This is a genomic window from Neobacillus drentensis (assembly GCF_036965425.1).
Taxonomy (GTDB): Bacteria; Bacillota; Bacilli; order Bacillales; family Cytobacillaceae; genus Neobacillus; species Neobacillus drentensis_F.
The window spans coordinates 23,858-47,530 of record NZ_JBALPP010000003.1 but is presented as its reverse complement, the minus strand read 5'-3'; the positions used below and the strand labels follow the sequence as shown (position 1 = coordinate 47,530).

16 protein-coding genes are annotated in these 23,673 nt (G+C 41.2%); 14 read left to right on the top strand and 2 right to left on the bottom strand.

Features of this window, described 5'->3' with window-relative positions; translation table 11 throughout:
* The first annotated feature begins 85 nt into the window (after nucleotides 1-85).
* Together V7161_RS00300 and V7161_RS00295 are read left to right on the top strand one after the other, a co-directional pair.
* On the top strand, nucleotides 86-2,842 hold the full coding sequence (locus tag V7161_RS00300) for a dynamin family protein (RefSeq protein ID WP_335441764.1): 2,757 nt from the start codon (nucleotides 86-88) through the stop codon (nucleotides 2,840-2,842).
* A gap of 357 nt (nucleotides 2,843-3,199) precedes the next feature.
* A complete protein-coding gene (locus V7161_RS00295) occupies nucleotides 3,200-4,426 on the top strand; it encodes an RtcB family protein (protein ID WP_335441763.1) in 1,227 nt (408 codons plus the stop codon).
* Nucleotides 4,427-4,460: 34 nt separating this feature from the next.
* Here the strand turns inward: V7161_RS00295 and V7161_RS00290 are convergent, their stop codons facing one another.
* Together V7161_RS00290 and V7161_RS00285 are read right to left on the bottom strand one after the other, a co-directional pair.
* Nucleotides 4,461-5,393, bottom strand: a complete 933-nt coding sequence (locus V7161_RS00290; protein ID WP_335441762.1) for a glycerophosphodiester phosphodiesterase — start codon at nucleotides 5,391-5,393, stop codon at nucleotides 4,461-4,463.
* 15 nt (nucleotides 5,394-5,408) lie between these two features.
* A complete protein-coding gene (locus V7161_RS00285; protein ID WP_335441782.1) occupies nucleotides 5,409-6,371 on the bottom strand; it encodes a D-2-hydroxyacid dehydrogenase in 963 nt (320 codons plus the stop codon).
* A 199-nt stretch (nucleotides 6,372-6,570) separates the two neighbouring features.
* Here V7161_RS00285 and V7161_RS00280 point away from each other — a divergent pair, with 199 nt between their 5' ends.
* The 12 genes from V7161_RS00280 to V7161_RS00225 all read left to right on the top strand — a co-directional run bounded on the left by V7161_RS00280 (nucleotide 6,571) and on the right by V7161_RS00225 (nucleotide 23,647).
* Nucleotides 6,571-7,338, top strand: a complete 768-nt coding sequence (locus tag V7161_RS00280) for a 3-hydroxyacyl-CoA dehydrogenase (protein WP_335441761.1) — start codon at nucleotides 6,571-6,573, stop codon at nucleotides 7,336-7,338.
* Nucleotides 7,339-7,646: 308 nt separating this feature from the next.
* Complete coding sequence (locus V7161_RS00275; protein ID WP_335441760.1) at nucleotides 7,647-9,392, top strand: sigma 54-interacting transcriptional regulator; 1,746 nt, start codon at nucleotides 7,647-7,649, stop codon at nucleotides 9,390-9,392.
* 153 nt (nucleotides 9,393-9,545) lie between these two features.
* A complete protein-coding gene (locus V7161_RS00270) occupies nucleotides 9,546-11,069 on the top strand; it encodes an acyl-CoA synthetase (RefSeq protein ID WP_335441759.1) in 1,524 nt (507 codons plus the stop codon).
* 38 nt (nucleotides 11,070-11,107) lie between these two features.
* The gene (locus V7161_RS00265; RefSeq protein ID WP_335441758.1) at nucleotides 11,108-12,253 is read left to right on the top strand and encodes an acyl-CoA dehydrogenase family protein; all 1,146 of its coding nucleotides are present in this window, start codon (nucleotides 11,108-11,110) and stop codon (nucleotides 12,251-12,253) included.
* 18 nt (nucleotides 12,254-12,271) lie between these two features.
* Nucleotides 12,272-13,429 carry a thiolase family protein gene (locus tag V7161_RS00260; RefSeq protein ID WP_335441757.1) on the top strand — a complete coding sequence of 386 codons (1,158 nt, stop codon included), beginning with the start codon at nucleotides 12,272-12,274 and terminating at the stop codon, nucleotides 13,427-13,429.
* Between the two features lie 128 nt (nucleotides 13,430-13,557).
* Nucleotides 13,558-15,132: a fatty acid--CoA ligase gene (locus V7161_RS00255; protein ID WP_335441756.1), complete on the top strand. Its 1,575-nt coding sequence runs from the start codon at nucleotides 13,558-13,560 to the stop codon at nucleotides 15,130-15,132.
* 15 nt (nucleotides 15,133-15,147) lie between these two features.
* On the top strand, nucleotides 15,148-16,242 hold the full coding sequence (locus tag V7161_RS00250) for a CaiB/BaiF CoA transferase family protein (protein WP_335441755.1): 1,095 nt from the start codon (nucleotides 15,148-15,150) through the stop codon (nucleotides 16,240-16,242).
* A 322-nt stretch (nucleotides 16,243-16,564) separates the two neighbouring features.
* Nucleotides 16,565-18,694, top strand: a complete 2,130-nt coding sequence (gene recQ, locus V7161_RS00245) for a DNA helicase RecQ (protein ID WP_335441754.1) — start codon at nucleotides 16,565-16,567, stop codon at nucleotides 18,692-18,694.
* Nucleotides 18,695-18,801: 107 nt separating this feature from the next.
* Nucleotides 18,802-19,596 carry an ABC transporter ATP-binding protein gene (locus V7161_RS00240; RefSeq protein ID WP_335441753.1) on the top strand — a complete coding sequence of 265 codons (795 nt, stop codon included), beginning with the start codon at nucleotides 18,802-18,804 and terminating at the stop codon, nucleotides 19,594-19,596.
* Nucleotides 19,597-19,598: 2 nt separating this feature from the next.
* Nucleotides 19,599-21,233, top strand: a complete 1,635-nt coding sequence (locus V7161_RS00235) for a hypothetical protein (protein WP_335441752.1) — start codon at nucleotides 19,599-19,601, stop codon at nucleotides 21,231-21,233.
* A gap of 294 nt (nucleotides 21,234-21,527) precedes the next feature.
* Nucleotides 21,528-22,646, top strand: a complete 1,119-nt coding sequence (yfkAB, locus tag V7161_RS00230; protein WP_335441751.1) for a radical SAM/CxCxxxxC motif protein YfkAB — start codon at nucleotides 21,528-21,530, stop codon at nucleotides 22,644-22,646.
* An 83-nt stretch (nucleotides 22,647-22,729) separates the two neighbouring features.
* Nucleotides 22,730-23,647 (top strand): ketopantoate reductase family protein, encoded by a 918-nt coding sequence (locus V7161_RS00225; protein WP_335441750.1) that lies wholly within the window; start codon nucleotides 22,730-22,732, stop codon nucleotides 23,645-23,647.
* The last annotated feature ends 26 nt before the right edge of the window (nucleotides 23,648-23,673 follow it).

Below are 23,673 nucleotides of genomic sequence, written 5' to 3'. Positions count from 1 at the left end.
AACTTATATTCGAATCGTATGAGGAATAATTATGCCTCTTTACCATATGAATGACATAGAGTGGTTGCCATTGGAGGGAATTTTAATGACGTTAGAGACGCAATTGAAACAAAAGAAATACTATGAAATGTTCATTAATGAGCATGAAACTATTCATCCGATTCAGGTCCTTGGAGAAGCCTTTCAGGAGGAAGCACAAAAGGATTTGCCTGACCTATCTTATATACGCTTTGCACAGGGGGAAGTGTATTTTCACCATAAAGATTATGAAACGGCGATTTTTAAGTGGGAAAACATTGTCAATGAACTTGAGCAGTGGGCAAAGAAAAATACGGCAGATGCCTATTATGAGCTGGGAATGTTATCAACGGCGGAAGATCTTTATAGTGCTATAGAAACAGAAGATCTTACCTTAAAAACAGAAGTAGCACTACAGTTATTTTCGCTCTATCTTGAACGCGGAAAGCTGGAGGCGGCTGTTGCGATAATCAAAAGGACGATCAACTCTAACCCTGATTATCCGAATGTGACCGAAATCGCCCGGGCATTTTTCGAAGAGCAAAGGGACTGGAACAATGCCGTTGAACTGGCGGTGAATGAAGCCAAGCGGACGGAATCGTTGGAATGGTTTGAAATTCTGCATACATATGTAGAAAATAGTGTAACGAAAAACTTTGATGCAAGTTATTTTTCGCATGCCTTAAGCATCTTGTTTAATCTGGATAAAAAAAGCTTTGAACAGCTTGTTTCTTCATTGTGGATTAGCTATCAGGATGAAGAATCTTATTTTGTTTGGTTGAGGGAAATCAATCACTTGCTCCTTAATCTTAATTTGGATCGCAATGAAAACTATCAAGAGCTTTCAAAACGCCATAAAGAAACATATTTCACCTTTATTGATGGCAGGTATTTTATAAATCAGCTTCAGGATATCATTCCAGACTTGCTGACGAATTGGCACCGTCTGGCTGACAATGCGAACAGTGTATTGGCGTCGGCAGCCGTCCTTTCTTGGAATGAACTTTTTCCAGCGAGCATAAGCCAGGCCATCGTTAGTGAAGCTGAAAAATTAATTAGTATAACCGAAACGGATATGGATGAGCTTGACGAGTGTCTGTCACTCTTTGATTCTATATTGAATTGGGCTCAGGAGCATGACATGGGCGAGAATAATCGTGTCAAATGGCTTGCCCAGCAGTTGGTTGATTTTGATACCCAGCATATCCTTCTTGCCGGATTTAAAGGAAGTGGAAAATCTTCCTTTATAAACACGGTTCTCGGTGCTGAATTACAGGATGGGTCAACATCGTCTGTTGTTCTGTTCAAAGACGCTGAGGAAATGACCATAACTGAAATCACCGACAGGGAGATTAACGATCTAAATGGTTTGGAGGAATTCAAGGAAAAAATGGATCGAAGACGAAATGCATTAGAATCCATTATAGAATTGAAGCGTCCAATGCCATTTTTTAAGGATAACAAGGTTGCGTTCCTGGATACTCCTGGGCTTACCGGGTCGCTCCATTATGACCGTTATGAAGTCCTGAAGAACTTGCAGATTGCTGACACAATTCTTTTTGTGGTAGATGCCAATGCTTCGTTTACGGATAAAGAGTGGGCAGCGCTAGGGCAAATACAAGAGATTGCACCGGATATTCCAATTCATTTCTTGATTAGCAAAATGGAGACTATTCCTAATGAACAGGAAGCACATAAAATTTATGATGACATAAAAGCAATGGTCAACTCCTATTTACATGATGCTAAGGTATTTGCATTTTCTACACAATATGAACAAAATCAGCAAATGAAAGAATTAAAAGTGTTTATTCAGTCTATTAAAAATACTAGAAATCTAGCGGATAAACGCCTTGCAAAGCTGTTGTATTTTATTCGGACAACAATCGCCAGTCTTTTGCAAAAACGAATTGATGTTGAAAATCAGTTAATAGAATCAATTCGCTGGAACGAAGAAATGCTGATCAAGCTAACTGGTGCGGTGAACCAACTAAATGATGCGGAAATACAAAGAACCAAATCAGCCATAAAATCGTATCGGGCAATTAAGGAATCCATTGAGACAGAAATCTCAGTGGCTGTGCCAAAAATGCTCCGGGAGTGCTCTTCTTTAATAAAGGAGGACAGTGATTTTAGTAAAATTCATCTTATGCTCAATGATGAGATGAATAATAGGCTGCAGGATTATTTGGAGCAAAAGGTAATGCCGAAATATTACAGCTCACTTCAAGATTGGATTGAGCGTTCACATGGCGAGTTTAAGGAAAACCAAGAATTTCTGATTGAGATGAGAGATGGATTTAATCAGATGTACGGGGAAGAGCGATTGGAGCTTGAGTGTGATTTTAGGGTGCTCGATGATTGGCGCCGCGATACAGATAGGATGACAACCAGGTTCCAGTTGGAAACAGTCAATATCCTGCTGCGCCGAACTCCTTCACAATTTATATTAAAAAGTGCAGGGAAGCTTCTGGGGGCAATTTCGCAAAATAAAGCCATGCTTTTCAACAAATATCAATCCTTTATAGAAAATGAAGACTATTCTGAAGCAATCGCTGCCGTGAATAAGCAGTTTTTCCAGCCATTTGAGATGTTTGAAAAATCATTGGAGCGTGATGTTACCTTATTTTTCAAGGGTCCCAAGGCCATTTTAAACCGTTCTGTTGAAGAAGCACGATCAGAGATTCAGAAGAAAAAAGAAATGCAAGATAAGATGAATGAGAATCCAGAAATGTTCCGCGATCCATTAACCTTATTTGACGTGAGACTGCGCCAATTCGAATGGATGACCGTCGCGGGAAAGGGAATGCAAACAATCTATTAATATGATTTAACTGGGGGATGCCTTAAGGGCATCTTCCTTTATTTATTTACGGAACTTTTTTCTGATAAATGAGTGGAAAAGTTTTCAATAAGGGGTATTGGGGACAAAACTGGCAAGAAAATAAGATAAAATGTCCTCAATAGGCGGTATTGGGGACAAAACTGGCTTGAGAACAAGATAAAATGTCCCCAATAATCGGTAGGTTCAAGCTGATGTTTTTTGAGGATTAAAAAATGAATAAAGACTGGTATTTTGTTTCCTGCACGTAATATAGATTACTTATGGAAAATCCATTGCTCATTCGGATTTCCCGTGATAGCCTATTGTTAATTGTTTTTACAAAAGGAGGGAAAACTCGTGATAAAAATAACCGGATCTCAAACAGAAGCAAAAGTATTTTCCAATTATCCTCAGGAGACGGCGCTTGAACAAATACAAGAGCTGTGTAATCAAGCTTTCTTAAAGGATACAAAGATTAGTATTATGCCAGACTATCATGCTGGAAAAGGATGTGTGATTGGAACCACCATCCAGCTAAAGGATAAGGTAGTCCCGAACCTGGTAGGGGTTGACGTAGGCTGCGGCGTATTAACAGTTAAGCTGCAAGATAAAAAGGTTGATTTTAATAAGCTGGATCAAGTTATTCGGACCTATGTGCCAAGCGGAATGGAGATACATTCTGATGAGACTGCTCAGCTTATTAACACGAGTTTTCCATCTGCGGAAGAATTTAAAGCTCAGCATATTCTTAGCCAGAATAAAAGCCGCTATAGCCTAGGAACTCTTGGCGGCGGCAACCATTTTATCGAAGTCTCAGTCGATCCCGATGGCTATCACTATTTAACCATTCATACTGGCAGCCGCTATGTGGGCGCTAAGATTGCCACCTATTATCAAAAAGTAGCGATTTCCAAGCTCAGGAACCATGATTTAACGGAGATGATTGAAAAATTAAAGGCTGCTGGGCGTCAAAAAGAAATTCAAGCTGCCATTCAGAGCTACAAAGAAATCAATCCTGTCATTCCAAATGATCTAGCTTATTTGGAGGGCGAGGATTTTGACCATTATATTCATGACATGAAATTGGCACAGGCGTTTGCGAAGGCAAACCGTGAAGAAATTGCCAGAGCAATTACGGAGAATATGGGCTTTGAGGAGCAAGACCGTTACGATACCGTCCACAACTATATTGATACAGATAACTTGATTTTACGAAAGGGAGCTGTTTCAGCGGAGAAGGGCGAACGTCTCATCATTCCAATCAACATGAGAGATGGGTCGATTTTAGCTGTCGGAAAGGGCAACGAAGATTGGAATTATTCAGCGCCGCATGGAGCGGGCCGCGTCCTTAGCCGGACAAAAGCGATGAAAACGCTGAATATGGATGATTTCCACAATACGATGAAGGGCATCTGGACGACATCTGTCTCCGAAGAAACATTGGATGAAGCGCCGATGGCTTATAAATCGATGAATGAAATTTTAGAAAAAGTAGAAGAAACAGTTGAAATTGTAAGCATGATTATACCGGTTTATAACTTTAAAGCCAGCGATAAATACAGTCCGGCAAGATATAAGAAATAACTAAAGGGCTGCTTCGATTGAAGCAGCCCTTTAGTTATTTTTCTTTAAGTAATTTCAGGAGCAAATCCGGCCGATTCGTTAAAATACCGTCCGCACCAACATCAATTAATTTCTTCATTTCCTTCGGATCATCAATCGTCCAATAATGCATTTGCATTCCCCGGCGATGCGCATCGTCAATCAGCAGTTTGTCAGTTAAGTCAAATCCGCTATCTTCGGTCGGGAGCTGGAAGGCATCTACATGGGGCTGATAAAGGTTGCGTAAAAAGAATTTATGGAAAATCACAAAGCTTTTGACCTCTTGCATGCCTGCTGACGTAGCAACACGGCCCCTTGCATATTTTTCAAACGAATTGAGGATCTCTTGATCGAAAGATGCGACCAAGATTTTATCCTCCATATGATATTTCTTTATTAATGCCCAAAGCTGGGAGGCCATTTCGTCAATCCGTTCAGGTGGATTATCATCTTTAATCTCCATCTCGATTCGCATATTGCCAAAGGTTTGGAACATTTCTTCGGCAGTCGGGATATAAACGCCTTTGCCACGGTAACGATATTGACCATTCAAATCTTTAAATTGATAGCCTGCATCAAGTTTTTGAATATCTTCAAGTGTCAGGTCAGCTACCTTACCGTGCCCATTGGTTGTTCGATCCACAGTTGGATCGTGGATGGCAACCAAATATCCATCTTTTGTAATATGGAGGTCTGTTTCAAGGGCATCCACCCCCATGTCGGCCGCGTTCGTGAATGCGGCCATCGTGTTAGAAGGGGCAAGCAGCTCACCGCCTTGATGGGCAATCACCATTGGCCGGCCATTTTTGAAAAAGCTTTTTTCTTTAATCCGGCTTACAGGCAAAAAATTTACTGCCAATAGAAAAACAAGAAGCGCAGGAAGGCCCCACTTTAAAGCGTTTAACCCGCGCTTCTTATTTTGTTTTTTTTCGAGTGTAACTTGCTGCATGAAAAACCCCCTTTGTTAATACCCTTTTGAAAAATCGACAAGATTTTTGGATGGTTTTTTACCAGAAAGATAGTCTCTTAGGTTTGGAATCAAAATATTTTCTACTACCCTCTTGTTGTAATGCTCCGTTGAGCCTGAAGTGTGAGGGGTGATAATTACATTTTCCATTTCCCATAAAGGACTATCAGGACTTAATGGTTCTTTTTCAAAAACATCCAGTCCCGCTCCTGCAATGGTACCTTCTTTAAGAGCTTGTACGAGGTCCGCTTCAACGACAATCTCACCACGGCCGATATTAATGAAAAAGGCTGATGATTTCATTTTCTTAAATTGTTTCGCTCCAAATAACTGACGAGTTTTCTTTGTAAGTGGTAAGGTTACCACCACATAATCGCAGTTTGGCAGAACGAGGTCTAATTGATCTGAACTGTACATTTCATCAACAAATTCCTCAGGCATTCCTGAGTGTCTTACACCAAGTACCTTCATTCCGAATGCTTTGGCAATTTTCGCCGCTTCTTTTCCAATCGCTCCAACCCCAATGATTCCAACGGTCTTTTCATGCAGTTCTAAATTCATATTGGCATGATGCCATGTTTTTGTTTGTTGATTTTTTACATATGTATGGATTTTTCGCGTTAATCCAAGCATTAGGGCAAAGATGGTTTCTGAAATCGGAAAGGCATGCACACCATTGGCGCTTGTTAACAAAATATCTTTAGCTTCTAATTCTTCAAGAGGCATAGAATTAACGCCTGCACTCCAGGATTGCAGCCACTTTAGTTTTGACTCTGGTGCAAGGCAATCATCTTTTAAACTCTGCTTCCACCCTGCAATGATTTCTGCATCCTTTACATGGTTTTGCCAAACTTCTTTATCTTTACCAGCAATTAGTTCCCAATCGGGAATAATCTGTTTAATTTGATCAAGCAGGTTTTGTTCAAGATTGTGAGTAACCACTAATTTTCTCATTGCCATTCCTCCGTTCAAATAGTCATTCTCTCTTTTATGATAACAGCTTTTTATTCCAAAAGGTGTACAATTATTGGTCACTATGCATGTTAAACTGTCCAGCTGAAATACAGTAAGGAATTGGAAAGGCTTTGCTCGCTATTCATTTTTAATGGCACAGAAATTGCACTTAGACTATTAGTAACTTTTATTGGAGGGATTGAATATGCAAATTCAAGATTGCCGTGCGATTGTAACTGGTGGAGCCTCTGGATTGGGAGAAGCAACGGTACGGAATATCGTTGGAAATGGAGGAAAGGCAGTCATTTTTGACCAATCAGAAGAAAATGGCCTTCATCTTCAAGAAGAATTAGGAGAAGCCGTTTTATTTTTAAAAACAGATGTTACAAAGGAAGAGGACATTCAAAGGACGGTTAGTAAAGCGGCGGATTTTATGGGGGCCGTGAATGCTGTTGTGAATTGTGCAGGTATTGGAATTGCCGAGAAAGTCCTTGGCCGAAATGGTACACACAATCTATCACTTTTTTCTAGAGTAATAAATGTAAATTTAGTAGGAACGTTTAATGTGATTCGCCTTGCTGCAGAGAAGATGATAACAAATGAAGTGAATGATAAAAATGAAAGAGGTGTAATCATTAATACCGCCTCTGTTGCAGCATTTGACGGCCAAATCGGCCAGGCGGCATATAGCGCATCTAAAGGGGGAATTGTCGGGATGACGCTGCCGATTGCGAGGGAGCTTGCCCGGTACGGTATCCGCGTTATGACCATTGCTCCAGGTCTTTTTCATACGCCGATGTTTGATACACTGCCTCAAGAAGCGCGGGATTCACTTGGAAAAATGGTGCCGTTCCCGCCAAGGCTAGGGTATCCTGCTGAATACGCACAACTGGTTCAAAGCATTATTGAAAACCCAATGCTTAATGGTGAAACGATCCGCCTCGATGGCGCGATAAGAATGCAGCCGAAATGATGATATTTTCCGAGAAGACCCTTGGGTCTTCTTTTTTTGTTGGATGTGTTAAAAGATAACTGTTGATTATTTAACCCTGTTGATTGGAGCGTAAGGAGCGAGACTCCTGCGGGAGTACGGTACAGGGGAGACCCCGCAGGCGCTGTAGCGCCGAGGAAGCTCCCCGAACCGCCCGCGGAAAGCGAAGCACCTGAAGCGGAAATCAACAGACTAGTTTAACAAAGTCTTTTTTAAAAATAGTTAAAAAATTCTAATAAATAAGTATTTTTGTTACAATATAAGTATCTGAAAAAGTGAGGAGTGAAGACATGCTCCAATTTAAAGAAATCATTACTCCAGTTGATTGTTTTGTAACGGAAAAAACAACTTTAAAAGAAGCTATCGGACTCATTGATAAAAAGAAATGGAACCTGCTTCCTGTAACAGACCCCTCCAGAAGGTTAGTGGGAATTTTTACACGGAGCAGCCTTTATCAAATGGTCGTAGAAGAATGTCCTCTATCCACTTCTATTCAAAACTACATAAAAAAGCAGGTTGAAACTGTTTCGGTCGATACTCCTTATGCAAAGATTGAAGAAATGGTTAAAAACAGCAAGGTCGGAACCGGTATTGTCGTGGATGAAATGAACCACGTTGTCGGTATTCTGACGAAAACAGATATGGTCATGTCCCTGCTTCAAACCTCACAAGAATTACAAACGATAAAAAACTTAAAAAGAACGTTAGAAACAGCATTCAAACACGCATTTGACGGAATTGTAATGACGGATGAAAAGAAAATCATTCAAATGGTCAGCCCGCCGCTGCTGGAATTATTCAATTTGTCGTTAGAGCAGGTATTGCACCAGCCAGTATTGAAAGTGCTGCCACAGCTTCAATTAGACCATATCTATGAATCGGAAACAGCTGAAGTAAGCGGCTTTTTAGAAGTAAGTGGCATTAAGTATATCGTCCACCGTATTCCGATTATTGAAGATGGAAATGTCATCGGAGTAATTGGCAAGGTGGTATTCCGGCAATTAAATGAGGTAAGCGAACTATTCAAAAAGCTGCAGAAGGCGGAAAATAAAGCAAATTTTTATCATCAAGAATACCAGAAATCTGAATCTGCTAAGTTTACCTGGGACCATCTTTTGACTATAGACCCCTATATGGAAAAACTGAAAAAAAGCGGAGCTAAAGCGGCAAAAGGGCGGTCAACGGTGCTTATCCGCGGGGAAAGCGGAACAGGGAAAGAGCTGTTTGCGCACGCTATTCACAACAGCAGTGCCAGAAGTACCGGCAAGTTCGTCATTGTCAATTGTGCAGCCATACCGGAGGATTTACTAGAATCAGAGTTTTTTGGTTATGAAGAAGGTGCCTTTACCGGTGCCAAACTAAAGGGGAAAATCGGCAAATTTGATTTAGCTAACGGTGGAACACTTTTTCTCGATGAAATTGGTGACATGTCTCTATCCTTGCAGGCAAAATTGCTGCGCGTCCTTCAAGAGAGGGAATTCTACAGGGTAGGAGGGACTGCAAGAATTCAAGTGGACGTTAGAATTATTGCAGCCACTAATCGAAATCTGGAAGAAATGGTCAAAGAGGGCCTTTTTAGGGAGGATTTATACTACCGCCTTAATGTAATTTCCTTAAATGTCCCGCCGCTTCGGGATCGTCTTTATGATACGGATTTCTTAATAGGCAAGATTATGATTGATTTCAACAAAATATTAGGAACAAGTATTACCGGAATCGAGGACCACGCTAGAGCTGCCCTGCTTGGTTACGATTGGCCCGGGAATGTCCGGGAATTACGAAATGTGATGGAGCGTGCGATGACTTTTGCAGAAAATGGAAAAATCAAATACGAGGATTTACCAGAGTATTTAATAAAGCAGGTTGGTTTACCTGAATCGGCTATAAAGGTTTCAATGGTTGAAAATGCGGAACTAGAAGCAATTAAAAAGGCATTGGTCCAGGTACAAGGAAATAAAGTCCAGGCTGCAAGATTACTAGGAATCAGCCGGTCAGGTTTGTATGAAAAAATTAAAAAGTATCAACTGACGATTTAAAAGAATGTCCAATTAATGGACACTCATTTGTTCCTGATGTATAGAAGAACAACATTCAAAGAACCATGTGGGACGATATATCTATTTTTCTGAATAATGGCACAATAATTGCATATTTAAGATGGAATACATTTTTTCTAGGGGGTCCCTAAGATGAAGATTGGCAGCCTATTATCTCAAAGTGCCCGCAAGTTTCCAGAATTATTGGCGATAGAATGTGAGGGAAGAAGCTATACATATCGCCAATTTAATGAGGAAGTGAACAGGTTTGCTCATGGCTTGATTTCCTTAGGATTTAAAAAGGGCGAAAAGCTTGCCTTGATTATGAAAAATTCGGATCACTTTGTGTTCACCTTTTTTGCCGCTGCAAAAATTGGCGCAGTGGCCGTCCCAGTTAACTTCCGTTTAACTGCTTCGGAGATCCAATACATTTTAGGGCAATCAGACGCATCCTTTGTTGTGTGTGACAAGGAGTTTGAAAAAACGATTTCTGAAGCAAAACAAGGTACGGCTGTCCGCTCAATTATCGTGGTGGGTGAACCGGAAACAGAAGATTTTTATTCCTTTGAAAAAGTGTTATCCGAAAACTTAAACGAGCCAGAAATAGAGGTTTTCGAAAAGGATGATGTAGAAATTTTGTACACCTCAGGGACAACTGGCCGCCCAAAGGGTGCCCTTTTTGATCATAGCCAAATTTTTAAAGTTGGAATCTCTGTTACCATCAATATGGGGATTAGGCAGCATGAAAGGATTCTCCATTTAGCACCATTATTTCATTCAGCCCAGTTAAATCTTTTCCTTATTTCAGGTGTCGCACTAGGCGCAACACACATTATCCATCGAGATTTTCATCCAGTCAAAACACTTCAAGCAATTCAAGAGCATAAAATTACCCATCTATTTGCGGTTCCTGCGATGTTTACCTTTCTTCTTCAAGTACCGAATGCAGCCGAATACGATTTATCCTCCATTAAGAGATGCGGGTATGGTGCTGCCCCAATGGCTCCGGAACTCGTCAAAAAAAGTATGGAGCTGTTTAAAACCGATCAATTTTATAATTTGTGCGGGTTAACGGAGGCAGGACCAGGCGGTATTCTTCTTGATCCTGAGGGGCATAAGAAACATCTAGGGAAGGGTGGAAAACCAATTTTCATGACCGAAACAAGGGTTGTTAATGAGGAAGGCAAAGATGTGCTGCCAGGCGTAGTAGGTGAATTTATTCTTCGAAGCCCAATGGTCATGAAGGAATATTATAAAAAGCCGGAAGAAACGAAGAATACCTTTAAAGATGGCTGGCTTTATACCGGTGATTTAGCAACAATTGATGAAGAAGGCTATATTACGCTAGTTGACCGGAAAAAAGACATGATTATTTCCGGCGGGGAAAATGTTTATTCAGTCGAGGTGGAAAGCGTACTTTATGAGCATCCAGCTGTTCTCGAAGCAGCAATTATCGGACTTCCAGATGAAGTCTGGGGGGAAGCTGTGTGCGCTGTCATTGTACCCAAAGAAGGGGCAGTGATTGATGAACAGGAAATACGGAGCTTCTGCCGTCAAAAGCTTGCAGGATATAAGGTCCCTAGGAGGATTTTTATCGAAAAGCAGCTGCCGAGGAATGCATCTGGGAAAATATTAAAATATCAGCTGCGTCAAAAAATGAATCAAATTAACGTTTAAAACGGAAGCGTTTTCATACCAAGAAAGGAGTTTTTTAAATGAAACATCTATACTTAAACGAAGATCACGAAATTTTCCGAGCGTCATTGAGAAAGTTTTTAGAGCGTGAAGCATATCCCTTTTATGACCAGTGGGAGGAGAACAGGATGATTCCCCGCTCCTTTTGGAGGAAGATGGGGGAGCAGGGGTTTCTTTGCCCTGATATTGATGAGAAGTATGGAGGCAGTGAGGTTGACTGGGGTTTCTCCGTTGTCATTAATGAGGAATTAGAGAAGGTCGGCACTGGTTTAGTCGGGATAGGTCTGCACAATGATATTGTTGTTCCCTACATTACCTCCTACGGAACTGAAGAGCAAAAACAGCGCTGGCTTCCGAAATGTGTCACTGGCGATATCATAACCGCGATTGCGATGACTGAGCCGGGGACGGGTTCAGACCTGGCCAACATTAAAACGACAGCTAAACTGGACGGGGACCACTATATTGTCAATGGACAAAAAACATTTATCACTAATGGAATCCAATCGGATCTAATCGTTGTTGCAGTGAAGACTGACCTCCATGCTGTTCCGAAGCATAAAGGGGTTTCCCTGCTTGTTATTGAACGGGATTCACCTGGATTTTCAAGAGGCAGAAAGCTAAACAAAGTCGGTCTGCACTCTCAGGATACAGCAGAATTAATCTTTGAGGATTGCCGAGTGCCGAAGGAGAATTTACTCGGAGAAGAGGGCAAGGGCTTTCTTTATTTAATGGAAAAACTCCAGCAGGAACGCCTGCTCACCGCAATTGGAGCGCAAACGGCTGCAGAAGTCATGCTTAAAATGACCATTGATTATGTAAAAAGTCGAGAAGCGTTTGGAAAACCGATTAGCAAGTTCCAAAATACGCAGTTTAAAATTGTTGAAATGGCTGCAGACAATCAAATGGGGCGTTCCTTTTTAGATCAGTTAATTGCTGAGCATATCGAGGGGCAAAACATCGTGACAAAAGTGTCGATGGCGAAATGGAAGCTGACGGAAAACGCTAAGAAAGTGGCGACCGAATGCATGCAGCTCCACGGTGGCTATGGGTATATGGAAGAATACGAGATTGCGAGACGATTCCGTGATATTCAGGTCGCAAGCATTTACGCCGGCACAAATGAAATTATGAAAACTATCGTTGCAAAAAATTTAGGACTATAGAAAGAGGGGACAATGAACATGCGTGAAGTAGTAATTGTAGAAGGTGTACGTACACCGGTAGGAAGAAGAAATGGCGTTTTAAAAGATATCCGTCCTGACGACTTAGCGGGGTTAACCTTAAAGGAATTAGTGAACCGTGCCGGAATAGATCCAGCCATTATTGACGATGTCATTTTAGGGTGTGTTACTCAATCCGGTGAACAGGCGGGGGATATTGCCAGAGTTGCCGCTCTAATTGCTGGCTTTCCAATTGAAGTGCCAGGCACCACGATTGACCGCCAATGCGGATCCAGCCAGCAGGCTGTCCATTTTGCAGCACAGGCTATTTTAGCAGGGGATATGGATGTAGTGATTGCCGGCGGTGTAGAGAGCATGTCCCGTGTTCCAATGGGGTCAAACTACAAAGGTGCCGAAGAGCCTTTTAGCACTAATTTAAGGTCGAAGTACGAAATGATCCATCAAGGGCTGTCTGCAGAGAGAATCGCAGAAAACTATGGTTTTACTCGTGAGGAGCTTGATCAATTTTCACTTGAAAGCCATCAAAAAGCACTAAAGGCCCAAGAGGAAGGGTATTTTGCTAGAGAAATATTTCCTATAGAAGTGACGCTTCCGGATGGAACGACGGCAGTCATCAAGGAAGATTCGGGTCCTCGAAAAGGGACTTCACTTGAAGCATTGGCAGGCCTCAAGACATCGTTCAAAGAAGACGGTGTGATTCATGCTGGAAATTCAAGCCAAATTAGCGATGGGGCTGCTGCGGTACTGCTTATGTCCCGTGAAAAAGCAGATGAACTCGGTCTTAAACCGCGTTTTCGTGTTCATACCCGAGTGGTGGTTGGTTCTGATCCAACGTTAATGCTGACAGGACCGATTCCGGCTACCAAAAAAGCGCTCGAAAAGGCAGGCTTATCAATTGACGATATTGATGTATTTGAAGTGAATGAAGCATTCGCTCCGGTTGCAATGGCATGGTTGAGGGACACGGGGGCAAATCCAGCTAAGCTTAATCCTAATGGAGGTGCTATTGCCCTTGGTCACCCTCTAGGCGGCAGCGGCGCGCGCCTAATGGTGACAATGATGCATGAGCTTGAGCGTTCAGGAGGCCGTTTCGGCTTACAAACAATGTGCGAGGGCCATGGAATGGCAAATGCGACGATAATTGAACGCTTAGCTTAATTCGTGAATATGGATTCGCAAATAGGAGCGAATTTTCGCAAATATCCCCCAATTTATAGCAAAAAAAAGTCCGTAAAAGGCAATCGGTTCCGCCGATTGCCTCAAAAATTACTGGTGGAGGCGATTGAATGAGTATTACGATTGGAAAAGTCTTCGATTTAACGGTGAAAAAGTTCCCAAACAAGGAAGCCATTTATGATGTCAGAAAAAATGTCAGGTACACCTTTAAGGAATGGAACGAACAAGTAAATCGTCTTGCTAATGCCCTTCTCAAAGAAGGAGTTAAAAAAGGCGACCGTGTTTCCACGTTCATGTTTAATACGGAAGAATTAGGAACTGCCTTTTTTGCCTGCTCCAAAATTGGAGCCATTTTTAACCCGATAAATTTCCGCCTAATGCCTGAAGAAGTAGCCTATATCCTTTCAGATGCAGCTCCTAAAGTTGTTCTTTTTGAGAAAGCCTTAGAGCCTGTTATTGCGGCGATAGAAAAGCGTTTTGAAAAAATCTCCTTCTGGTTTATTGATGACGATGCCCCGTCTTATGCAGCCTGCTACCAAGATAAACTAGCTGCTTCAACAACAGAAGACATTCAGATCGAAGTAAATGAGAACGATTTGTATGCTTTTATCTATACGAGCGGGACAACAGGCAGGCCAAAAGGTGTCATGCATAGCCACCGCAATATGCTTGAACAAAGCATCCTTTGCATAGCATCCTGCAAACTTGAAGCGAATGATGTAGGTCTAGTGACAGCACCGATGTTTCATTGTGCGGAACTTCATTGCAACTTTCTTCCAAGAGTACATGTAGGTGCAAGAAATGTCATTCTGCACCAATTTAATCCACCAAAAATTCTTCAATTAATGGAACAAGAAAAAATAACTAAGCTATTTGCGGCCCCTACGATGTGGAATATGCTGCTTCAAGAGGATTTAAGTCAGTATAACCTATCAAGTCTGAAGCTAGGTTTATATGGTGCGGCCCCAATGGCTCCATCACTCGTACATGCTCTTCATGACCGCTTAGGAATCTCCTTAGTTCAGGCCTATGGGATGACGGAGATGGGCCCGGCGATTACTTTCCTGTCGGAGACTGATCAGCTGAGAAAAGCAGGATCTGCTGGCCAGGCCGCAATCAGCCATGATATTCGGATTGTCCGGACAAGAGAGGACGGGCCATCCGACCCAGACGATGTTGTCCCAGCGGGTGAAACAGGAGAAATCATTGTTCAGGGTCCTAGTATGATGCTCGGTTATTACAATCGTGAAGAAACAACAGCAAAAGCGTTGTATAAGGGCTGGTACCATTCAGGAGATATTGGGTATCTCGATGAAGAAGGCTACCTTTATGTCAATGACCGTGTTGATGATATGATTATCAGCGGCGGTGAAAACATTTACCCGCGTGAAGTTGAGGATGTATTGCATGCCCATCCTGGCGTTCTAGATGTTGCCATTGTGGGACAGCCTGATGACAGGTGGGGGGAAACCGTAACAGCTTTTGTTGTAAAAAAGGACCCGAATGTGACTGAACAAGAGCTGGATGAATTCTGTAAAACTAGTGATAAGCTGGCGAACTACAAGCGCCCTCGGAAATATATTTTCATAGAAGTTTTGCCGCGAAATGCCAGCGGTAAAATCCAAAAATTTGTACTGCGTAAACAGCTGGAGGAGCTTTTCGCACCAGGGTCACCGAATTCGTAGGAAAGGATTTTGAGTATGCTGGAAGGAATTAGAGTCATTGATTTTACCAATTATCTGCCTGGACCCTTCGCCACATTACGGTTAGCTGACCTGGGCGCGGAAATTATCAAGGTGGAGCCCCCAGGAGGTGACCCAGCCCGCCACACTGGAATGTCCCAAAATAGAGACGGGATTGTTTTTCAAGCGAATAACCGGCAAAAGAAAAGCATCACCTTAAACTTGAAGGAGAAAGACGGGCTGGAAATAGCTTTAAAACTAATTTCCAATGCTGATGTCGTTATCGAAAGCTTTAGACCGGGGGTAATGGGAAAACTCGGACTGAGTTTTGAAGATGTTCAAAAGGTGAAGCCTGATATCGTTTACTGTTCAATTTCCGGGTATGGACAAAAGGGGCTATTAAGCGGGCTTGGAAACCACGATATCAATTATATGGCGTTAAGCGGTGTGCTTGCTCAGTTGAAAGATAAACAAGGAAGACCGGTCCACCCTTCTATCACATTCGCAGATTATTTAGGCGGGTATGCGGCAAATGAACGGATTTTAGCAGGACTTGTTTCTCGGTTTTTGACTGGGAAGGGAAGCTATCATTCTATTTCTATCACCGATCAATTAGTTTCTTTACTCGGGAATCATGTCATGGTTGAAAAAGAAGTGGGTGAGGGAACCGGCATTTCTGTTTTGAATGGCAGTATTATTGCATACGCTTTATATGAAACAATGGACGGTCGGTTTATGAGCATGGGGGCACTGGAGCCGAAATTTTGGGAGAACTTTTGTATGGCGCACGGGCGGGATGATTGGATTAGAGCCCATTTTTCAAAGACGGAGGAGTCCAACCCAATTTATCATGAAGTTAAAGCTATTTTTAAAAGCAAGCCTTTTTTCGAGTGGATTGAATTTGCCCAAAAGGTTGATTGCTGTATGGCGCCTGTACTGGAAATTGGGGAGCTTCAAAATAACCCATATTTTAAAGAAAAGGAACTTATTTTCACTTCCACTTGGGGTGACTGCCAAGTAAAAATGCATAGTGACCTTGTTCAAGAGCATGTGGCAGGTCCACCTAAGATTGGTGAGCATAAAAACGAGATTTTAAATAGTATATTAATATAGGTTGAGAATAGGCCTTCGAGAATAATGAACTCGTCGGCCTATTTAGTTTTGATAGTTTTAATCGAGGTTCAGAGTGCCCCTCAAGGTGAAAAAAGAAGGCTCTCGGTCACTGTGAAAGGTTCAGAGTGCCTGCGAAGGTGAAAAAAGAAGACCCGCGATCAGTGTGAAAGGTTCAGAGTGCCCGTCAAGGTGAAATAGGAAGACCCACGGTCACTGTGAGACCTACCAGTGTAGAACCTAGACCAAAACTTATTATTAATTTTTCAAATTTTATTAAGCCGCGTTATAATAGAGTTACAAACATTTGAAAGGAGTCACTATCTTGATTGCCCAAACTCTCCCCTTATTACAGTCTCATTTTGGCTACAACTCTTTTCGCAAAGGCCAAGAACAGGCAATCCAATCGGTGCTGGATGGCAATAATACCATTTGCGTCATGCCGACTGGCGGCGGAAAGTCAATTTGCTATCAAATTCCAGCGCTTGCTCTTCAAGGCACCACGATTGTTATATCCCCATTGATTTCCTTAATGAAGGATCAGGTCGATGCTCTCAACCAAGTCGGAATTCCTGCCACATTTATCAATAGCTCCCTTAGTTTCAATGAAGCATATGAACGGATGCGTAATGCACAGCTTGGGAAATACAAGCTACTTTACATAGCACCAGAGCGGTTAGAGTCACGAGAATTTATCGAAGATCTTATAAATATGGAAATCCCATTAGTAGCTGTCGATGAAGCCCACTGTATTTCCCAATGGGGGCACGATTTCCGTCCCAGCTATCGCCACATCCAACAAATGGTTCGAACCCTGCCCCAAAGGCCAATTGTTATGGCGCTTACAGCAACAGCAACCCCAAGGGTACGGGAGGATATTTGCCGCCTGCTGGATATCAATGAGGAAAATACCGTCATTACTGGATTTGAACGAGAAAACCTGTCTTTTTCAGTAATAAAAGGACAAGACCGGCTAAAATTCCTTTTAGATTATCTGAAAAAGAACGAAACAGAAGCGGGAATCATTTATGCTGCGACAAGGAAAAATGTTGACCAGCTTTATGAAAGACTTCGCAAAGAAAATATAAATGTTGCCAGGTACCATGCCGGGATGGGGGATGCAGAACGTGCACGTGAACAGGATCGTTTTTTAGAAGACAAAGCATCCGTCATGGTTGCAACATCAGCCTTTGGGATGGGGATTGATAAAAGCAATATTCGCTACGTTCTCCACTTTCAGATGCCGAAAAACATGGAAAGCTACTACCAAGAAGCTGGGCGTGCTGGCCGTGACGGACTCCCAAGTGAATGTACCCTATTATATTCTCCACAGGATGTGCAAATTCAGCGCTTCTTAATCGACCAATCCATTGACCGAGGACGAATTCATGCAGAGCTGGAAAAACTGCAGCAGATGGTAGATTACTGTCACACGGAGAACTGTTTGCAGGAATTTATATTAAAATATTTCGGTGAATCTGAAACAGAGCCGTGCGGAAGATGTGGAAACTGTACGGATTCACGGACCAGTATTGATGTAACCAAAGAAGCACAAATGGTAATGTCCTGTATCATTCGGATGGGCCAGCGTTTTGGAAAAACACTTATTGCACAAGTAGTAACAGGTTCAAAGAATAAAAAAGTAACAGAGCTTGGATTTGAAAGACTTCCAACCTATGGAATTATGAAGGACAAGGGAGCAAAGGAGGTCAGTGATTTTATTGAATTCCTCATTTCACAGGAGTTAATTGCCATTGAGCAGGGCCAATTCCCTACACTCTATGTTTCCTCAAAAGGTAAGGATGTCTTGCTGGGAAGAATTCAGGTTTACCGTCGTGAGACTGTCCAAGTCAAACAAGTTTCAAAGAGCGATCCATTATTCGAAGCATTGAGGGAAGTAAGGAGGCAAATTGCTGAGACTGAAAAAGTACCGCCATTTGTCATTTTTTCTGATGCTGCTCTAAAGGATATGTGCACCAAGCAGCCGAAAACGAACCAAGAGTTTTTACAGGTGAGCGGTGTAGGTGAACATAAATTGCAAAAATATGGACTTGAATTCATACAAGCAATCCGAAATTTTTTACAAGATCATACGGATTATCAAAGTGAAATTCAAGCTGAAGTGAAAGCACCGAAAAAAACAGCCAAAAAAGCAGTTGGGGAATCCCATTTGGAGACATTGACTTTAAACCAAAATAAACTATCGATAGAGGAAATTGCGGAAAAGCGTGAGCTTGCAATCAGCACAGTGGAAAGCCATTTGCTTCAATGTGCCCAGCAAGGGTTGGATGTCGACTTTACTAAGCATGTGCCAAGTGATTATATTCCTCTATTAGAAAAGGCCGTCGCTGAAGTGGGACGGGATCGATTAAAGCCGATCAAGGAGCTTCTTCCAGAAGAAGTAAGCTATTTCATGATAAAAGTGTATGTATATTTTTTAAGTAAGAATAAATAGGTTAGAGGGCCGACAAAATTTCTTTTGTCGGCTATTCCATCTTCACGCTTTTTATAAAAAAACAGGAAGAATATGTTAATATTAAGCTACCGATATATGAGAAGGTGATGAGCATCGAAACGAACCAAGACGTGGTACTTTGTTTGAAGGATTTGAAAAAGGATTATGGGACAAAAAATGTTCTAAAAGGCATTAATCTAACGGTACAGCGCGGGCAAATTATCGGATATATTGGACCAAACGGGGCCGGGAAAAGTACAACAATCAAGATATTGCTTGGGCTTGAAAGTGAATATGGCGGCAAGGTTGAGATTTTTGGAGAGGAAATCAACGAGATCAATATTAGCTACAAAAGAAAAATCGGCTATGTGCCTGAGGTAGCGGAACTCTATGATAATCTTACCGCAATGGAGTATTTAACCTTTGTGGGTGAATTATACGGGATGGATCTACAAACGGCTGATGAAAAAGCCCGGAGCCTGATGAATGTCTTTGGAATGGAAGCAGTATATCACTCGCGAATCTCGTCCTACTCAAAGGGAATGCGGCAAAAGGTATTGATCATTTCGAGCTTATTGCATAATCCTGACTTGTTATTTTTGGATGAGCCGTTAAGCGGTCTAGATGCCAATAGTGTCATGGTTTTTAAAGAAATTCTGGCTGTTCTTGCCTCTCAGGGAAAAACCATTTTCTATTCATCCCATATCATGGATGTCGTTGAGAAAATCAGCAACCGCATTATCCTCATTAACGATGGAAACATTGTAGCCGATGGCAGCTTCCATGAGTTGAAGGAGCAAAATAAGGAAGGGACACTGGAGCAGATTTTTAATCAGCTGACAGGATTTAATGAATATAAGGTTTTGGCTGAGGAATTTGTATCTATCGTTCAAAGGGTATAAAGATGAAAAACTTTCGAACGTTGAGATTCCTAGATTTATTTCGCGGTCTTTTTGAAAGCTTTGGCATCAATTACACTGTCATGAGAAGAATTTTAGCAGTCAAACTAACAATGGATGGAAGAAGGACTCCGACCATCTTTAACCAACAAACAAAGAAGAAAAAGAAACCAGAAGAAAACGGGTTCATGAAATCATTAGGGATATATGTGTTATTAAGCCTCATGCTCATCCCGTTTACCATGCTTGGAAGCAACTTTCTATATCAAATGAGCATCTTTTACGGAATTGTCATGTTTCTAGTCATGACGTCGATGATTTCTGATTTTTCAAATGTACTCCTTGATGTCCGGGACAAGGCGATTCTCTTAACAAAACCAGTTAATAAAAAGACATTAAATGTTGCGAAGACTATTCATATTTGTATTTATTTAATCTTTCTTACGACTGCACTTACTGCTATTCCCCTATTAATTGGGACATATAGACATGGGATATTATTTCTGCTCCTAGGGGTTATCGGTCTTGTTTTAGTAAATCTATTTATAGTTGTCGTAACGGCAATTATTTACTATTTCATTTTGCGATTCTTTGATGGCGAAAAACTGAAGGATATTATTAACTACGTGCAAATTGGCCTATCCGTTTCGATTGCCGTTGGATACCAGGTACTGGCAAGGTCCTTTAGTGTAGTTGATATGAACATTACCTTTACGCCAAGCTGGTGGCAATTCCTAATTCCTCCAATTTGGTTTGGGGCACCTTTTGAATTATTCCTAAAGCATCATTCAGACTTCTATATTAATTCGTTCTCACTGCTGGCTTTGTTTATTCCTATTATTGCAATCATCATTTATAGTCGAATGATGCCTTCCTTTGAAAGGAACTTGCAGAAGCTGACTAATAATAGCGGTGGAGGAAGCAGGAAGAAGCAATGGTGGATAAATGGCCTTGTCAATGTGATTTGCCGAAGCAAGGAGGAAAAAATCTTTTTTCGCTTCGCCGATAACATGATGCGAAACGAAAGAGAATTTCGCTTAAAGGTTTATCCGGCGTTAGGAATGTCTTTGATTGTTCCTTTTATCTTTATGTTTAATGAAATACAATTGAATTCATACACTCATCTAGTTACAAGTAAATGGTATTTAGCGGTTTATTTTTCTTGTTTAATGATTCCCAATGCTGTCGCAATGTTAAAATACTCGGGAAAATACAAAGGGGCGTGGATATACCAAACAGCCCCGCTTCAAAGCTTGGCTCCGTTATATAGTGCTGTTTTAAAGGTGTTTATTTCCAACCTCTTCTTGCCTATTTATCTTATCTTAAGTGCGATTTTTATTGGCATATTCGGTTTGAAGATCATAGATGATTTATTGGTCGTACTGGTGACAGCTATTTTATTCACGATCATTTGTTCAAACTATCTAAAAGGTACACTGCCATTTTCTGAATCCTTTGAGGATGCCCTGCAAAGCGGGGGATTGAAAGTAATTGTTGCTTTGCTTTGCCTGGCAGTATTTGCTGGAATTCATTTTGCTATTACTTTTATTCCATTTGGTGTGCCAATTTATCTCATCATCCTAATTATGATTACATTCTTTTCTTGGAAACAAGCTTATAGGACAGTGTGGAATTTTTAAGTGCAGATGGCTGTCATTGGGGGAGTACCTTGATGACAGCCACTTTTTTGGTGATGATAATACTTTTATTATTTTTAGAATATTCACAATACTTGTCGATATGAATCTGATCTTGTTGATATTTCCCTGGGAATTTGTCGATTGAGAGAAATAAACTAGAAAAATAGCATTGCTCAATTGAATAATCGCGTTTTCGTATACATAAGCTTTTGTAACAGTTAGAAATAGCAATTGTATTCCCAAATCAGCTATAATGAAATGGTTTTGTGAAGACTGATTGTTAAGGAGTTTAATATGTTAAAAATGAAAAAAATTACCCCATCCTATGATCCTTGGGAAGCTTATTTAGATATTGAGGAATATGGAAAAGCACAGCTTACAAATATTGAATTCACCACGACAACCCTTTGTAATATGCGCTGTGAACATTGTGCTGTCGGATATACGCTGCAGACAAAGGACCCAGATGCCTTACCTTTGGAGCTTATCTTAAAAAGATTAGATGAAATTCCAACCCTTCGCTCTTTAAGCATTACTGGCGGGGAACCGATGCTGTCATTATCCTCCGTGAAAAATTATGTTGCACCGATTTTAAAATATGCTCACGAACGTGGGGTACGGACTCAGATAAATTCAAATTTAACCCTCGATTTGGCACGATATGAATTAATCATCCCCTATTTAGATGTCTTACATATCTCACATAACTGGGGCACGGTGGATGACTTTGTTGAAGGCGGCTTTGCGAGAATGGAAAAGCAGCCTGATTACAAACAGCGGGAAAAATATTTTATGAGAATGATAGAAAATAGCCGCGGGCTTGTGAAGGCAGGAGTGATGGTGTCTGCAGAAACCATGTTAAATAAACGGACATTGCCTCATTTGGAAAAAATCCACCGCCAAATCGTTGAGGAAATGCTTTGTCAGCGCCATGAAGTGCATCCAATGTACCCAAGTGATTTCGCCAGCAATCTTGAAACACTTACCCTAGATGAGATCAGAGATGCGATTCATCACTTGCTCGATATAAGAAATGAAGAGGTTTGGATGCTGTTTGGTACACTTCCGTTCTATGCCTGCAGCAGTAAACAGGAGGATTTAAATCTATTAAAACGTTTATATAAGAGTAAAAATGTGACAGTTAGAAATGACCCTGATGGCCGATCACGCTTGAATGTTAATATTTTTAACGGTGATATCATAGTAACGGATTTTGGCGATACTCCAGCGTTAGGAAATATTCAAAAGACTAAATTGCTTGATGCGTATCACACATGGCAAGCCACTAATATTGCCAAAGAATTAAACTGTCATTGCCCGGCCGTTTCATGCCTCGGCCCGAATATCTTGGTCAAAAATAGTTACTATCAGGACACGGATTTTACTAAGCTGAAAAGCAATTTAGAAATATAGCAGGAATTTCCTGCTTATTTATTTTAAGTAAAAAAAATTTCCCTTATACTAGATATGTAGATATCGATGAAGGGAGTATTCACATGAGATTTCTAGTTGTTGGGGCAGGTGCGGTTGGCGGTTATTTTGGCGGACGGTTACAAGAAAAGGGTGAAGATGTTACCTTTTTAGTTCGTGAAGGCAGAAAAAAGCAGTTGAAAGAAACAGGGCTTGTCATTGAGAGTGTCCATGGAAATGTGACCCTAAATCCGAAAACTATCATTGCTGGGGAGGAAGCAGGTTCTTTCGATGTCATATTACTTTCAACTAAAGCCTATCACCTAGAAGGAGCTATGGAGAGCATAACACAGTATGTTGGCGAAGAAACAATCATTCTTCCTTTATTAAACGGTATTTTACATATTGATAAATTGGTAGAAATGTTCGGGGAAGAGCGCGTTATTGGTGGTCTTTGCTTTATAGAAACCACACTTGATAAAAATGGCAGGGTCATTCAAACAAGTGAAAAACACGATTTAGTATATGGAGAACGCACAGGGGAACGGTCTGGGCGAGTATTAAAAATAGAAGACTCCTTTAGTGGTTCGAGCATTGCCTATCGCTTAAGTGAAAACATCAATAAGGATTTGTGGAATAAGTATTTATTTATTTCAACGATGTCTGGTATTACCACTTTAATGAGAGCTCCAATTGGACCTATTCTAGAACAGGTAAGCGGACGAGCAACAATTACTCAGTTATTAAAAGAAATTGTTTCTGTGATGAACCAAATCGGGGCACCACTTCCAAATGCTATTGAAACACTATTATTGAATCAAATCGATGGTCTTGACTATTCGATGAAATCCTCGATGCAAAGGGATATGGAAAAATCATTACCTGTTGAAGCAGACCATTTGCACGGCTATTTACTGGAGATAGCACGGAAGGAAAAGATTTCAGTCCCAGTTTTAGAATCCGTATATGCTAATTTAAAAGTTTATGAACAACTGCTGAAATAAAGAAAAGTCCCATTTTTTGTGGGACT

Excerpts from the sequence above, each read along its gene's own strand:
- V7161_RS00300 (WP_335441764.1), top strand. The coding sequence starts at position 86 with ATGACGTTAGAGACGCAATTGAAACAAAAGAAATACTATGAAATGTTC.
- V7161_RS00290 (WP_335441762.1), bottom strand. The coding sequence starts at position 5,393 with ATGCAGCAAGTTACACTCGAAAAAAAACAAAATAAGAAGCGCGGGTTA.
- V7161_RS00285 (WP_335441782.1), bottom strand. The coding sequence starts at position 6,371 with ATGGCAATGAGAAAATTAGTGGTTACTCACAATCTTGAACAAAACCTG.
- V7161_RS00280 (WP_335441761.1), top strand. The coding sequence starts at position 6,571 with ATGCAAATTCAAGATTGCCGTGCGATTGTAACTGGTGGAGCCTCTGGA.
- V7161_RS00275 (WP_335441760.1), top strand. The coding sequence starts at position 7,647 with ATGCTCCAATTTAAAGAAATCATTACTCCAGTTGATTGTTTTGTAACG.
- V7161_RS00270 (WP_335441759.1), top strand. The coding sequence starts at position 9,546 with ATGAAGATTGGCAGCCTATTATCTCAAAGTGCCCGCAAGTTTCCAGAA.
- V7161_RS00265 (WP_335441758.1), top strand. The coding sequence starts at position 11,108 with ATGAAACATCTATACTTAAACGAAGATCACGAAATTTTCCGAGCGTCA.
- V7161_RS00260 (WP_335441757.1), top strand. The coding sequence starts at position 12,272 with ATGCGTGAAGTAGTAATTGTAGAAGGTGTACGTACACCGGTAGGAAGA.
- V7161_RS00255 (WP_335441756.1), top strand. The coding sequence starts at position 13,558 with ATGAGTATTACGATTGGAAAAGTCTTCGATTTAACGGTGAAAAAGTTC.
- V7161_RS00250 (WP_335441755.1), top strand. The coding sequence starts at position 15,148 with ATGCTGGAAGGAATTAGAGTCATTGATTTTACCAATTATCTGCCTGGA.
- V7161_RS00240 (WP_335441753.1), top strand. The coding sequence starts at position 18,802 with ATGAGCATCGAAACGAACCAAGACGTGGTACTTTGTTTGAAGGATTTG.
- V7161_RS00235 (WP_335441752.1), top strand. The coding sequence starts at position 19,599 with ATGAAAAACTTTCGAACGTTGAGATTCCTAGATTTATTTCGCGGTCTT.
- yfkAB (WP_335441751.1), top strand. The coding sequence starts at position 21,528 with ATGTTAAAAATGAAAAAAATTACCCCATCCTATGATCCTTGGGAAGCT.
- V7161_RS00225 (WP_335441750.1), top strand. The coding sequence starts at position 22,730 with ATGAGATTTCTAGTTGTTGGGGCAGGTGCGGTTGGCGGTTATTTTGGC.